This is a genomic window from Pseudomonas sp. GL-B-26 (assembly GCF_019947405.1).
Taxonomy (GTDB): domain Bacteria; phylum Pseudomonadota; class Gammaproteobacteria; order Pseudomonadales; family Pseudomonadaceae; genus Aquipseudomonas.
In genome coordinates, this window is the sequence record NZ_JAGYGJ010000048.1 from 1 (window position 1) to 13,234 (window position 13,234).

The 13,234-nt window shown below is 61.6% G+C and carries 9 protein-coding genes; 2 read left to right on the top strand and 7 right to left on the bottom strand.

The genetic code is table 11. From position 1 onward, the window contains the following. Positions 1-205 precede the first annotated feature (205 nt). The 6 genes from KGB23_RS24520 to KGB23_RS24545 all read right to left on the bottom strand — a co-directional run bounded on the left by KGB23_RS24520 (position 206) and on the right by KGB23_RS24545 (position 10,294). Positions 206-1,195 (bottom strand): lysylphosphatidylglycerol synthase domain-containing protein, encoded by a 990-nt coding sequence (locus KGB23_RS24520; RefSeq protein ID WP_223432909.1) that lies wholly within the window; start codon positions 1,193-1,195, stop codon positions 206-208. Continuing rightward, complete coding sequence (gene clsB / locus KGB23_RS24525) at positions 1,195-2,478, bottom strand: cardiolipin synthase ClsB (protein WP_223432910.1); 1,284 nt, start codon at positions 2,476-2,478, stop codon at positions 1,195-1,197. Before clsB ends, KGB23_RS24520 begins: the two co-directional genes overlap by 1 nt. After that, positions 2,475-3,272: an endonuclease/exonuclease/phosphatase family protein gene (locus KGB23_RS24530; RefSeq protein ID WP_223432911.1), complete on the bottom strand. Its 798-nt coding sequence runs from the start codon at positions 3,270-3,272 to the stop codon at positions 2,475-2,477. Before KGB23_RS24530 ends, clsB begins: the two co-directional genes overlap by 4 nt. Next, positions 3,269-4,195 carry a DUF72 domain-containing protein gene (locus KGB23_RS24535; protein ID WP_223432912.1) on the bottom strand — a complete coding sequence of 309 codons (927 nt, stop codon included), beginning with the start codon at positions 4,193-4,195 and terminating at the stop codon, positions 3,269-3,271. The genes KGB23_RS24530 and KGB23_RS24535 overlap by 4 nt, the downstream gene beginning before the upstream one ends. 210 nt (positions 4,196-4,405) lie before the next feature. After that, complete coding sequence (locus tag KGB23_RS24540; protein WP_223432913.1) at positions 4,406-5,617, bottom strand: MFS transporter; 1,212 nt, start codon at positions 5,615-5,617, stop codon at positions 4,406-4,408. 360 nt (positions 5,618-5,977) lie between these two features. Then, complete coding sequence (locus KGB23_RS24545) at positions 5,978-10,294, bottom strand: DEAD/DEAH box helicase (protein ID WP_223432914.1); 4,317 nt, start codon at positions 10,292-10,294, stop codon at positions 5,978-5,980. Positions 10,295-10,603: 309 nt separating this feature from the next. On the opposite strand from KGB23_RS24545, the gene KGB23_RS24550 reads away from it, so the two are divergent. Together KGB23_RS24550 and KGB23_RS24555 are read left to right on the top strand one after the other, a co-directional pair. Then, the gene (locus KGB23_RS24550) at positions 10,604-11,488 is read left to right on the top strand and encodes a sugar nucleotide-binding protein (protein WP_046047341.1); all 885 of its coding nucleotides are present in this window, start codon (positions 10,604-10,606) and stop codon (positions 11,486-11,488) included. Continuing rightward, positions 11,481-12,410: an NAD-dependent epimerase/dehydratase family protein gene (locus KGB23_RS24555; RefSeq protein WP_223432915.1), complete on the top strand. Its 930-nt coding sequence runs from the start codon at positions 11,481-11,483 to the stop codon at positions 12,408-12,410. Before KGB23_RS24550 ends, KGB23_RS24555 begins: the two co-directional genes overlap by 8 nt. 56 nt (positions 12,411-12,466) lie before the next feature. Here the strand turns inward: KGB23_RS24555 and KGB23_RS24560 are convergent, their stop codons facing one another. Continuing rightward, on the bottom strand, positions 12,467-13,165 hold the full coding sequence (locus KGB23_RS24560) for an OmpW/AlkL family protein (protein WP_223432916.1): 699 nt from the start codon (positions 13,163-13,165) through the stop codon (positions 12,467-12,469). Positions 13,166-13,234 lie beyond the last annotated feature (69 nt).

Below are 13,234 nucleotides of genomic sequence, written 5' to 3' on the forward strand. Positions count from 1 at the left end.
AGTAATCCATCTCCACAACCAAACGGATCGCCTCCGCTTTTTCCTCAGATGTAACAACCCGATATCCCATGATGATTCCTAAAGTCGACGCTCCTACATCATGGTCCAAAAATATTCGACCACTACACGGCAGCTCCTACAGGTCTACGCGATCCCCTGTAGGAGCTGTCGAGTGAAACGAGGCTGCGATCTTTTGATGTTGCTTCTAATCCCGGGGCTTTTTCGCGATCCGCAATGACTTGGCCTTGGCTTCCACGATCAGGTACATCACCAGGGTAATCAGTAGCGGCAAGATGAAATAGATCGCCCGATAGGCCAGCAATCCGGCCACCAGGCTGCCTCGGGACACTTCATGTTGCAGCAGCGCCACGAACACCGCTTCAAGCACGCCAAGCCCGGCGGGAATGTGCGTAATGACCCCGGCAATCGCGCTGATCAGCAACACCCCAAGCACCAGCGGGTAATCCAGCTTGCTCGGCAGCAGGGTGAAAATCACCGCTGCCATCAGCGACCAGTTCAGCGCCCCGAGCGCCAGTTGCAGCACTGCCATGCGCAGGGACGGCAGGTCGATTTCCACCCCGCGTATCGCCCATTCCCGACGCTTGGAAAACTGACACGCCGCCAGATACCCCGCGCTCACCAGCAGCAACAACACCCCCACACCTTGCAACGCATCAGTGCTCAGCTTCCAGCCTGGCGGCATTCGCACCAGTCCGCTGCTGAACACCGCACCGGCAATCACCATGTAACCGAACCAGTTGGTCGCGAGGCTCAACCCGAGAATTTTCGCGATGTTGCCCTTGCTCACCCCGAGTCGCGAATACAGCCGATAACGCATGGCAATACCGCCGACCCAAGCGCTCAGATTGAGGTTGAAGGCATAGCTGATAATCCCCACCGGCAGGATCTGCTTCCACGTCAGGTCCTGGCGAATGTAGGTACGGCCGATCAAGTCGAAGCAGGCATAGACCAGAAAACTCACCAAGGTCAGACCGGACGCGATGATCAGTGTGCGCACCTTGAAATCTGCGAGGTTGTCGAACACTTCATCCCATTCGATGCGCTGGGCAAGCATCGTGAACAGCACGATCAGCGCCAGGAAGAACAGCATCGTCAGCGGCCGTTTCCAGCGGCTCCAGCGGGATTTGGGCGGTGTCTCGGCGTGGGTCGCCGGTTGTGTATCAGAGTGGCTCATCAGGTGTCACTCCCGGCGGAATGGGAAAAAGGTTTCAGGCGCGGTTTGTGCGCCGGCAGCCAACCGGCCCAGGCGGGGAAGTGCCGCAGGAAGTGAAACACCAGAAAACCGACGGTCATGTGCCAGACCCGCCCGCGCGGGGACTTGTCTGCGGACATGACCTTGCAATGGTTGTCACTCAGGTCTTCGAGGCGCTCGAACAGGTCGCGGTTGAAGGCGCGATCGCGGATCAACACATTGGCTTCCAGGTTCAAGGACAGGCTCAACGGGTCGAGGTTGCTCGAACCGACCGTGCTCCAGTCCTCATCCACCAGCGCGACTTTGCCGTGCAGCGGACGGTCGCAATATTCGTAAATCTGCACGCCGGATTTGAGCAGGTAGTCATAGGTCATGCGCGCCGCGAGTTTGGCCACCCGCATATCGGGCTGGCCTTGCAGGATCAGCCGTACATTGACGCCACGGCGTGCCGCGTTGCGGATCTCGCGCAGCAGGCGATAGCCCGGAAAGAAGTAGGCATTGGCGATCACCACTCGGCGCTGGGCACTGCGCAGCACCTGCCGGTAAACCTCTTCGATGTCGGTCGGGTGCTCGCCATTGTCGCGGTACACCAGACGAACCTGGCCGTCATGATCAGTGAACGCCAGCTCCGAGCGCCGTTGTCTGCGGCGTTGCCACCAGTATTTGGCGCGAGCCGGGCGACCGCATTGCAGCAAGGCGAAGTGATGGATGTCGGCCACCGCCGGTCCTTGCACTTCAACGGAATAATCCTGCTTGGCCTCAGGGCCGAAGTCGGCCAAATGGTCGGCCGAAAAGTTGATGCCGCCGATGAACGCAATCGTGCCATCGACCACCACGATCTTGCGGTGCAGGCGGCGGAACCAGTTAGTGCGGATGCCCAGATGTTTGGGTGCCGGGTCGAAAATCTGGATGCGCACGCCGGCCTCGCTCAGGACGGTGAGGTATCCCGTGCTCAGTTCACCGCAGCCAAAGCCATCGAGACTGGCGGTGATCCGCACGCCGCGTTGAGCGGCGGCGATCAGTACTTCCTGCAGCTCATCACCGACCTTGTCCTCGAACACAATGAAGGTTTCCAGCAGGATTTCAGTCTTGGCCTGACGCATGGCCTCGAACACCCGAGGGAAATACGCTTCGCCGTTTTCCAGCAGCTCTACGCGGTTGTTGCCCTGCCAGCCATATTCGACGTCGACCACGCCCGGCTCACGAATCGGCGGGGTTGGGGATAAGTGCTCCACGTTGGTTTTATCCATCGATGGGCTGCTCATAGCTCGATCTCCACCGACAGCGGTGCGTGGTCGGAAAGGTGTGACCAGGGTCGCGCGGCCAGCACTTGCGGCTGGCTGGCCTTGAGGTTGCGCACGTAGATGCGGTCAAGGCGCAGCGCGGGCAATCGCGCTGGAAAACTGCGCGCCGGTTTGCCATGGAGTTCGGCGAAAACCTCCCGTAAACCACTGGGTTTGAGCAGCGCGTCGGCACGCTGGCGCCAGTCGTTGAAGTCACCGGCAACGATCACCGGGGCATCGCTCGGCAGTTCTTCGAGGCGCTGGGCCAGCAACTTGAGTTGTTCGGTGCGGTGGGTTTCGCGAAGGCCCAGATGCACACAAATGGCATGCACTTCCTGGCCGTCACCGGGCAGGCGCAGCACGCAATGCAGGATGCCACGGTTCTCGTGACCGCTGATGGAAACGTCGAGGTTGTCGTGGCGAATGATCTGGAATTTAGACAGCAGCGCATTGCCGTGATCGCCCGCCGGATAGACCGCGTTGCGTCCATAGGCGAACTGCGGCCACAGGGTGTCGGCGAGAAATTCGTATTGCGGCATCGCCGGCCAATTGCTGTAGCGCTGGGGATGACGCTCGTGGGTGCCGTGGACTTCCTGCAAAAACACCACGTCGGCGGACACGCTGCGCACCGCTTCGCGCAATTCCGGCAGGATGAAACGCCGGTTGAGCGCGGTGAAACCCTTGTGCGTGTTGACCGTCAGCACGGTGAAACTGCGCACGGTGGTGATGATGGGTTGCTGTTCGTCGGTGGTGCCGACCGGTTCGGAAATGCTCATGACAGCACTCCTTCGGCGGCCAGTTCACCGGGACGGGTGGCAAGGTCTCTATCCAGATGAAAACGCTCCAGCAAGCGGCGGGCATCGAAGGGCGCGCGGACTTTGATGTCGTTGTCGAAATAGCAAAACACCTCACGGGACTTGCGCGCCTTGGGCTTTTGCCGCGGTGCGATCAGGTGCGGGTCGGGCGGTTGCTGGCCGTGGTACCAGGCCTCGATCCGGTCGCCCCAGCGTTTCAGCGCTTCGGGGGTATAACCGCTGGCATAAAGTTCTTCGGCACCGTGCAGGCGCAGGTAAACGAAGTCGCTGGTGAGGTCTTCGCGGTACGGCCATTTACCGGCGGTGTCGGCGATAACCAGCGCAGCATTGTGGCGTTTGAGCAGGCGGATGAAGGCGGGGTCAATGAAGCTCTCGTTTCTGATTTCTACGGCATGGCGCAAAGGCTTTTTCCCGTAGGCCTTCAGGCTGGCGTGACCGTTCACGTGCGAATCATGCTGGCGGGCGAGGGCGGCGGCCTCTTCGGTGTTGTGGGGCAACTGCTCCAGAAAGGTCTCGAACAGCTCGGCATCGAATTTGAAGTTGGGCGGGAATTGCCAGAGAATCGGGCCGAGCTTTTCTTTAAGTTCCAGCACCCCTGACGCAAAGAAATTCGCCAGGGGTTTATGGATCTCCCGCAGTCGCTTGATGTGGGTGATGAAGCGCGGGGCTTTGACGCTGAAAACGAAGCCCCTCGGGGTTTCGGCGTACCACTGGGCATAACGTTCAGGCCGTTGCAGGGCGTAAAACGATCCATTGATTTCGATGCTGTTGACCGCCCGTGAGGCGAATTGCAATTCGCGCTTGTGGGTCAGCCCCTTCGGGTAAAAATCCCCCCGCCAGGGCGTGTAGCGCCAGCCTGAAATACCGATGTGGATCGCCGCCATGTCGCCTCCCGTCTTATGGTCCTCGGACTGCCCTGTCTTCTGATGACTGCGGGGCGGGCGAGAAAGTTTCGACGGGACTACGGACGGTTAATGCTTAACAGACCAACACAAAATCAATGTGGGAGCGAGCCTGCTCGCGAATGCAGTGTGTCAGTCACATCGATGCTGGATGTGCTGCCGCCTTCGCGAGCAGGCTCGCACCCACAGGGGTTAGTGGCCGGTGACGATCCGTTGTGAGCCTTCAGCAGGTTCGGCGTACACCGGACCCAACCGATCAAGGCGACCGCTCCACGCGGTCAGTGCCAACGCAACCAATACCACCAGCCCACCAATCCATGCGGTGTGGATCAGGCCCATGTGAGCAACGATCAAGCCACCGCCCCACGCACCGCCGGCGATGCCGAGGTTGAACGCGGCGATGTTCAGGCCCGACGCCACATCCACCGCATGCGGGGTGTGATGTTCGGCCTGGCGCACTACATAAACCTGCAGCCCCGGCACGTTGCCGAACGCAACCGCGCCCCAGACCAGTACGGTGGCCAGGGCCAACCATGGATTGCCAGCGGTGAAGGTCAGTACGAACAACACCGCCGCGAGCAGGGCGAAGATGATTTTCAGGGCGCTGATCGGGCCGCGTTTGTCCGCCAGTTTGCCGCCCCAGATGTTACCGACGGCCACCGAGATGCCGTAGACCAGCAACACCAGGCTGACGGTGCTGGCGCTGAAGCCGGAAATGTCCTGGAGAATCGGTGCCAGAAAGGTGAACGCAATGAACGAGCCGCCGTAACCGACCGCGGTCATGGCGTACACCAGCAGCAGACGCGGCTGCTTAAGCACCTGCAATTGCTGCAACAGTGAAGCCGGTTTGCTGTGGGCAATGTTTTTTGGCACGTAAAGCAGGCTGCCGATGAACGCGATCACACCCAGCGCAGACACCGCGAGGAAGGTTTCACGCCAGCCGAAATGCTGGCCAATGAACGTCCCCAGTGGTACGCCGGTGACCAGCGCCACGGTCAGGCCGGTGAACATGATGGCGATTGCGCTGGCGGCTTTCTCTTTCGGCACGAGGCTGGTGGCGATGGTCGAGCCAATCGAGAAAAACACGCCGTGGGCCAGGCCGGTGACGATCCGCGCAATGATCAGCGATTCGTAGCTTGGCGCTTTCCAGGCCAGCAGGTTGCCGAGGGTAAACAGCACCATCAGTGACAACAGCAGCATTTTGCGCGGGACTTTGCCGGTGAGGGCGGTCAGCACCGGGGCGCCAATGGCAACGCCCAATGCGTAAAGGCTGACCAGCAGGCCGGCGGACGGCAGGCTGACGCCGAGGTCGGCGCCGATGGTGGGTAACAGGCCAACGATGACGAACTCGGTCGTCCCGATGGCGAAGGCGCTGAGGGTCAGCGCGAGCAAGGCAATGGGCATGGCTGCAACTCCGGTGGGATTGATTGATGGAGCGCAGTGTCCGGGTTTGGGTTATGCGGAAAAATACAGGGATGGGCATTTGATATTTGCCTTGCGCGCAAAGATCAAAAGCTACCCCCTCACCCCAGCCCTTTCCCCCAGGGGGGCGAGGGGGAAGGGAGCAGATTTCCATGCTCTTCAAACCTGAGTTCGACTCGATATTTCAGGTCGATGTAGCTCCAAGAGCACCTCGGTAGGCTCCCTCTCCCTCGGGGAGAGGGCTGGGGTGAGGGGTGGCCTTTGATTTCACCCAACCTGCAAGGACCGCTGGATGTGTTTGGTGTCGACAAGTTGGACCTTAACGGCGTGGTGCCGACAACATCAATGCCGGATCAGTTTGTTGTGCAGCTGGGTAGTCGATTGCGGATCCAGCTCCAGCCAGAAAATTTGCTTGTCGGCGATCTCGGCAGCGGCCGGCAGACCATCGCGATACACCAGCCGATTACTCGCCAATGCCGGTACTTTTGCACCCGGTAAAAGCGTCCCGGCGAGGTTCAGCGGATCAACCCCGCACACGGCAATCAAACTCCCGTCATGCGGCCGTCGCCGCACCTCGCGTAGTAATGGAATGGCTTCGGGCAACGCAAACTGTTCACCCGCCAAGCCACTGACAAACCGCCCGCCGCGAATCTCGCCGCGAGCTTCCAGCCGATGGAACGTGCGCAGCAATTCCCGCCAGCTCGGCAACCAATCCGCTTCACGTTCCAACAAGCGCCAGAACACCACGCCGTAGCGCCGGAGCAAGGTCATGGCGATATGTTCAAGGGTGTCGGTCGGCGTCGGTGCCGGACGTTTGTTCTCCACAACCGGAGCTTGCGCCCCGCGTCGCAGCAAGGCCCAGCGCCCGGCATCGTCCATCCCGCCGACAAATGCTCCGCGCCCGCGTCGGCTGCTGCGATTCTGGCGTTTGCTGGCCGGAGTAATCAGCGCTCGCAGACCGGCGAAGCTGTCGGCATTCACCAGCCCGGCGCCGACCAATTCCTGCAACGCGATTTCCAGTTCCGAGCGCAGCAGATGGGCTTCGTGAGTCAGCTCATCGAAAAACAGCGCGCCGTGTTGGCTCAGGGCTTCGTAGACTTTTTGCGTCTTGGGCGACAGTTCGCTGACTGGCGTCTGCTCGGTCAACCCGCTCCACAATCCGACCTGACTGCGCGGTAATAGCAGAATCGGCGTGCTGCGCAGCGCCGTGCTGGCGCTCTTGTTGCGCGCGGTCAGGCGAGTCCAGACCAGTTTGCCGCTGCGGCACAGGTCATCCAGCCAACTCGCTGAATAGTCTTTGATCCGCGCCGGCAAAATATCGCTGTCCCAGGCCGAAGCAGCGGCTGGGTAGCCTTCAAACTGACCGACAATCGCGGGCAACACTGCGCTGCCTTGTCCTTGTGTTGCGGCGGACAGGTGCTGCCAGTCGAACAGGAAACGCATGAAATCCTGCAACGCCACGGGCTCGATTTCCCGCCGCAGGCGCTTGACGGTGTAGCGGTGAATCCGCGCCAGCAGGTGCCGCTCGCACCATTCTTCCTCCGCTGTGCCGGGCGTGAATTGACCGCGTAGCACATAGCCTTCGCGTTCCAGTTGCGCCAACGCCTGGGTGACTTGAGTCGCCGGTAAACCGAGCGGTTCGGCAATCGCATTCAGCGGCAACGGACCGAACGCGCTGAGCCGCGCACGAATCACTTCCAGCACCGCTTCGTCCGGTGCCCAGACTTCATCGAACCCGGGCAACGCCTCCAACGGTGGCTGCAAAATCGCCTGTGGATAAATCGCCCGCAGGCAGGTCAGCCGCTCCAGTGCCAACCATAGCGCTTGCCCTGCATTGACTTGCAAGCGGCTGGCGCGACCACTGTCGGCCAGGGCGTTCAGCCAATCGAGCCAGTCTGGATGGGCCTGGGCCTCGACGTCGGTGATGCACGCGAGGCTCATCAACGCTTCATGCATTTCATCGACGCCAGTCGGCGTTGGCCAGGCTTCCTCGCGCACGGCTTGAATCGCGTCCGCATCCAGCGCACCGAGATCGTCGGTGGACTGCGGATCGCTCCAGCGGCGGTTGAGCACTGCTTGAGTGCGGCGCTCTTCCAGCGGCGCATCGTCGAGAAAGGTGTAGGGCCGGGCACTGAGAATTTCCGCTGCCAGCGGCGAGGGCGCCGGCAGGTCACGGCTGATCAGGCGGATGTCGCCACGTTCCATGCGCCGCAACAACGCCAGCCAGCCTTCGCTGTCCATGGCCTCGTGCAGGCAATCGTCGAGGGTTTGTTCCACCAGTGGATGGTCGGGAATTTCCCGTTCGCCAGCGAGGTTTTCCACACAGGCAATCTGGTCGGGAAACACGCTGGCGATCAGGTCTTCGCTTTTCATCCGCTGGATCTGCGGCGGGACTTTGCGTCCGCCACTGTAGCGCGGCAGCGCCAAAGCGACCCCGGCATTCCAGCGCCAGCGCACACCGAACAGCGGCGCGTCGAGCACGGCTTGAATCAGGGTGTGCTCGGCGCTGTTGCTGTGCAAATAGCGCCAGACATCATCGAGTTCGAAACTGTGGCTGGTCGACAGCGACAGGACGATGGCGTCTTCGCTGGCGGCAGCCTGCAATTCGAAGTTGAAGGTGCGGCAAAAACGCTTGCGCAGGGCCAGGCCCCAGGCGCGGTTGATACGGCTGCCGAACGGCGTGTGAATGATCAATTGCGTGCCGCCGGACTCGTCGAAAAACCGCTCCATCAGCAGCGTGTCTTGTGACGGCAGGGCGCCCAATGTCAGGCGCGCACGGGCGAGGTAATCGACCAATTGTTCGGCACTGGCGAGGCTTAGACCGAGTGTGTCAGTCAGCCAGTCTATCGCGGGCTGCAATTGACCGGGTGTGGCGCCGAGCAGTTCATCAAGTTGCGCTTGCAGGCGGGCCACGGCAAACGACAGTTCTGCGCTGCGCCCCGGCGCTTCGCCGAGCCAGAATGGAATGGTCGGCGGTTGGCCCTGAGCGTCTTCGACCCGGACCTTGCCGGTTTCGACCCGCAGGATTCGGTAGGAGGTGTTGCCCAGTTGGAAGACATCCCCGGCGATGCTTTCCACCGCAAAGTCTTCGTTGACGCTGCCGATGTTCAGCCCTTGGGGCTCGAGTAGAACGCTGTAGTCGGCGTTGTCCGGGATCGTCCCGCCGCTGGTCACAGCGGTCAGTTTTGCGCCCCGGCGACCGCGCAGGGTGCGGGTCACGGCGTCGCGGTGCAGGTAAGCGCTGCGGATGCCCAGGCGACCGTTGTAGCCTTCGGCGAGCATCTGCAGCAGCGCTTGGTAATGTTTGTCGTCGAGTTCGCGGTAGGGCGAGGCGTTGCGGAACATCTCCAGCAGCGCCTGTTCCTGCCATTCCTGGCAACTGACCTCGGCGATGATCTGCTGGGCCAGCACGTCCAGCGGTGCCTTGGGGATCAGCAAGGTGTCGAGTTCGCCACGCCGCACGCAGTCGAGCAGGGCGGCGCATTCGATCAGGTCGTCGCGGGTGGTGGCGAACAAACGGCCCTTGGGCGTGCCGCCGACCTGGTGCCCGGAGCGGCCGACCCGTTGCAGAAACCCGGCAATCGAACGCGGCGAGGCAATCTGGCAGACCAGGTCGACATCGCCGATATCGATCCCCAGTTCCAGGGACGCCGTGGCAATCAACACTTGCAGGTCGCCGCGCTTGAGCCGCTGTTCGGCGTCGAGACGAAACTCCTTGGCCAGACTGCCGTGGTGGGCGGCCACCGCGTCCTTGCCGAGGCGTTCGCTCAAGTGACGGCTCAGGCGTTCGGCGAGGCGTCGGGTGTTGACGAAAATCAGTGTGGTGCGGTGTTCGCGGGCGAGGGCGGCGAGGCGGTCGTAGACCAGTTCCCAGATGTCGTTGGCCATCACCGCCGACAACGGCACGGGCGGCACTTCGATGCCGAGATCCCGCGGGCGGGCGTGGCCGATGTCGATGATTTCGCACGCGCGATCACGGCCAACCAGAAACTGCGAGACGGCTTCGATGGGTTTTTGCGTGGCAGACAGGCCGATCCGCATCAGCGGTTGCGCGCATAACGCTTGCAGTCGCTCGAGGCTCAGGGCCAGGTGACTGCCGCGCTTGCTGGCGGCGATCGCGTGAATTTCGTCGACGATCACCGTGCGGGCGGTACTGAGCATTTGTCGGCCGGAGTCGGAGCCTAGGAGCACGTAAAGGGATTCCGGGGTGGTCACCAGAATGTGTGGGGCGGTTTTGCGCATCGCCGAGCGGTCTTTTTGCGGTGTGTCGCCGGTGCGCACGGCGGTGTTGATCTGCAATTGCGGCAGGCCCATCTCGCGTAACTGCTCGGTGATGCCGGCCAGCGGGTCTTGCAGGTTGATCTGTATGTCGTTGGACAAGGCTTTTAGCGGCGAAACGTAGACCACCAGGGTTTCATCCGGCAGATGGCCGCCGTTGGCCATTGCGCGGTGGACCAGGTCGTCGATGACCGCGAGGAACGCGGTGAGGGTCTTGCCAGAGCCGGTGGGTGCGGCGACCAGGGTCGAACGGTGCTGGCGGATCAACGGCCACGCCCGGGCCTGGGCGGCGGTGACCGTCGGGAAGGTGCTGCTGAACCAGGCGCTGACGGCGGGGTGGAAGCCTGCCAGGGCGCTGTCCGTCGGGATTGGCAGATTCATGTTCTGATTTATGCGGGTGAGTCGGGGAAGTTGCAAGTACCGTTCAAGACCTCTGGTGGTCATTAGGGCCCCTTCGCGAGCAAGCTCGCTCCCACAAGGGATCTGCGGCGTACACAAATCCAGTGTGGGAGCGAGCTTGCTCGCGATAGGGCCGAAACAGGCGCCGCCGTTCTCAGGTATCTACACTTTACGGATGACGGTTGCGCACTAAACCCGCAAAATGCAACGATTCCGGCAACTATCGACGGCATCGCCCGCGAGCGGTGTCGATAAAGCCATTGTTTCAATCAGACTGGGCCTGCTGACTCTATGCGAATGCGCCTTATGTTACTGGGCGGCGGAAATGCCCTTGGGCAGGCGCTGATTCGCCTCGGTGCGGAGGAAGACATCGGCTTCCTCGCCCCCCGCCCACCGCAAGACGGCTGGGACGCCGCGAGCCTGACGCAACTGCTCGACGACACCCGTCCAGACGCGTTGATCAACCTCGCCTATTACTTCGACTGGTTTCAGGCGGAGACGGTCAGCGAACAGCGTCTGGCCGGGCAGGAGCGGGCGATCGAGCGTCTGGCCGAACTGTGCCAGCATCACAACATCGTGCTGCTGCAACCGTCGAGCTATCGCGTGTTCGATGGCTCCCGGGCGACGGCCTACAGCGAAAAAGACGAACCGGTGCCCTTGGGCCTGCGCGGTCAGGCCTTGTGGCGGATCGAACAAAGCGTGCGCGCCACCTGCCCGCAACACGTGTTGCTGCGATTCGGCTGGCTGCTCGATGACAGCCCCGACGGCACCCTCGGGCGTTTCCTCGGCCGCGCCGAACTGCCTGAAGAATTGCTGATGGCCGACGACCGTCGGGGCAATCCGACGCCGGTGGATGACGCCGCCCGGGTGATCATCTCGGTCCTCAAGCAACTCGATTGCTCGGCGCCGCTGTGGGGCACCTACCATTACGCCGGGCATGAGGCGACCACGCCGCTGGCACTTGGGCAGGCGATCCTCACCGAAGCACGCGCGCTGCATCCGCTGGCCATCGAAGCGCCGACCGCCCAGGCTCACGCCGCCCGGCCCGACGCCGCCGAAGAGCCGCAACACGCGGTGCTGGCCTGCAAGAAAATTCTGCACACTTTCGGGATCAAGCCTCGCGCCTGGCGTGCGGCACTCCCGGGCTTACTGGATAGGTTTTATCGCCATGGCTGACGGCCCTGTTTTAATCACCGGCGGCGCCGGTTTCATCGGCTCGCACCTCACCGATGCCTTACTCGCCAAGGGCCATTCGGTGCGCATTCTCGATGACCTCTCCACCGGCAAGCGCAGCAATTTGCCGCTGGACAATCCTCGCGTCGAACTGATCGTGGGCGATGTCGCCGATGCCGCGCTGGTGGCGACTGCGATGATCGGTTGCAGCGCTGTGGCGCACCTGGCCGCGGTGGCGTCGGTGCAGGCGTCGGTGGATGATCCAGTGAAGACGCATCAGAGCAATTTCATTGGCTCGCTGAATGTCTGCGAAGCCATGCGCCAGACCGGCGTCCAACGGGTGCTGTACGCGTCTAGTGCAGCGGTCTACGGCAACAATGGCGAAGGCGAGTCGATCGACGAAGACACACCCAAGGCACCGTTGACGCCTTACGCTTCGGACAAATTGGCGAGCGAGCATTACTTTGATTTCTACCGTCGCCAGCATGGTCTGGAGCCGGTGATTTTTCGCTTCTTCAACATCTTCGGCCCACGCCAGGATCCGTCTTCGCCGTACTCCGGGGTGATCAGCATTTTCAGCGAGCGCGCGCAGAAGGGTCTGCCGATCACTGTGTTCGGTGACGGTGAGCAGACTCGCGATTTCGTCTACGTCGAAGACCTGGTCGACTTGCTGGTGCAAGCGATCGAGAAACCGCAGGTCGAAGTCGGAGCGGTGAACGTCGGCTGGAACCAGGCCACGACCCTCAAGCAAATGCTTGAAGCCCTTGAAGCGGTGGTCGGTCAATTGCCGCCGGTGAGCTATGGCCCGGCGCGCTCTGGTGACATCCGCCATTCGCGAGCGAACAATCAGCGTTTGCTGGAGCGCTTTACCTACCCGGAGCAGACACCGATGCGTGTCGGCCTGGCGCGGTTGTTGGGGCGCTGAGGTTTACGCAGTCATGAAAAAGGCGCCTTTCGAGGCGCCTTTTTTGTGTGGCAGTTTTAGAACTTGTAACCCAGACCAACCATGTAGATGAACGGGTCTACGTCCACATCGACTTTGGCGCGAGTGCCCGGCGCCACTGCGTTATTTTGCACCGTCGCGGTGGTGTCGATGTCGATGTAGCGCACCTGGGCGTTGATCATGATGTTGTCGGTCAGCATGTAGTCGGCGCCGACCTGGAACGCCATGCCCCAGGAGTTATCCGCCTTGAAGTTGCTGAAACCGTTGGCGCTGGCTTCGCTGCCAACGTGCTCGTCGTAGATCCAGGTGTAGTTGATACCGGCGCCGACATACGGCTGAAATACGGACTTCGCGTCCAGTGGGTAATACACAATGCTCAGCGTCGGAGGCAGGTGTTTCAGCGTACCGAGTTTGCCGTTGGCCGCGCCGAGGGCGGTGCCTTTGAGCTTCACGTCATGCTCGAACGGCGAGGCCGCCAGCAGCTCGATCCCCCAGTGGCTGTTGAGCATGTAAGCGAAGTTCAGACCCAGTTGCGTGTCGCTGCTCATGGTGGCCTTGCCGCCCAGATCGGCACCCTTCAGCGGACCCTGATCAACCTTGACGCTGGAGCTGTCGGCTTTCGGGTTGACGGTGATTGCACCGGCACGAACGATGATATCGCCGGCTTCGTGGGCGTAGGCTAGCGGTGCTGCAAGCGCGAGGGCAAACAGCGAAGCGCAGAGCTTGGACTTGTGCATGGATGGCTCCAAAGGACGTTAAAAATGTTCGATGTCCAATGGTACGGAGGCGTCTGGTACGGTCTTTTG

Excerpts from the sequence above, each read along its gene's own strand:
- KGB23_RS24520 (WP_223432909.1), bottom strand. The coding sequence starts at position 1,195 with ATGAGCCACTCTGATACACAACCGGCGACCCACGCCGAGACACCGCCC.
- clsB (WP_223432910.1), bottom strand. The coding sequence starts at position 2,478 with ATGAGCAGCCCATCGATGGATAAAACCAACGTGGAGCACTTATCCCCA.
- KGB23_RS24530 (WP_223432911.1), bottom strand. The coding sequence starts at position 3,272 with ATGAGCATTTCCGAACCGGTCGGCACCACCGACGAACAGCAACCCATC.
- KGB23_RS24535 (WP_223432912.1), bottom strand. The coding sequence starts at position 4,195 with ATGGCGGCGATCCACATCGGTATTTCAGGCTGGCGCTACACGCCCTGG.
- KGB23_RS24540 (WP_223432913.1), bottom strand. The coding sequence starts at position 5,617 with ATGCCCATTGCCTTGCTCGCGCTGACCCTCAGCGCCTTCGCCATCGGG.
- KGB23_RS24545 (WP_223432914.1), bottom strand. The coding sequence starts at position 10,294 with ATGAATCTGCCAATCCCGACGGACAGCGCCCTGGCAGGCTTCCACCCC.
- KGB23_RS24550 (WP_046047341.1), top strand. The coding sequence starts at position 10,604 with ATGCGAATGCGCCTTATGTTACTGGGCGGCGGAAATGCCCTTGGGCAG.
- KGB23_RS24555 (WP_223432915.1), top strand. The coding sequence starts at position 11,481 with ATGGCTGACGGCCCTGTTTTAATCACCGGCGGCGCCGGTTTCATCGGC.
- KGB23_RS24560 (WP_223432916.1), bottom strand. The coding sequence starts at position 13,165 with ATGCACAAGTCCAAGCTCTGCGCTTCGCTGTTTGCCCTCGCGCTTGCA.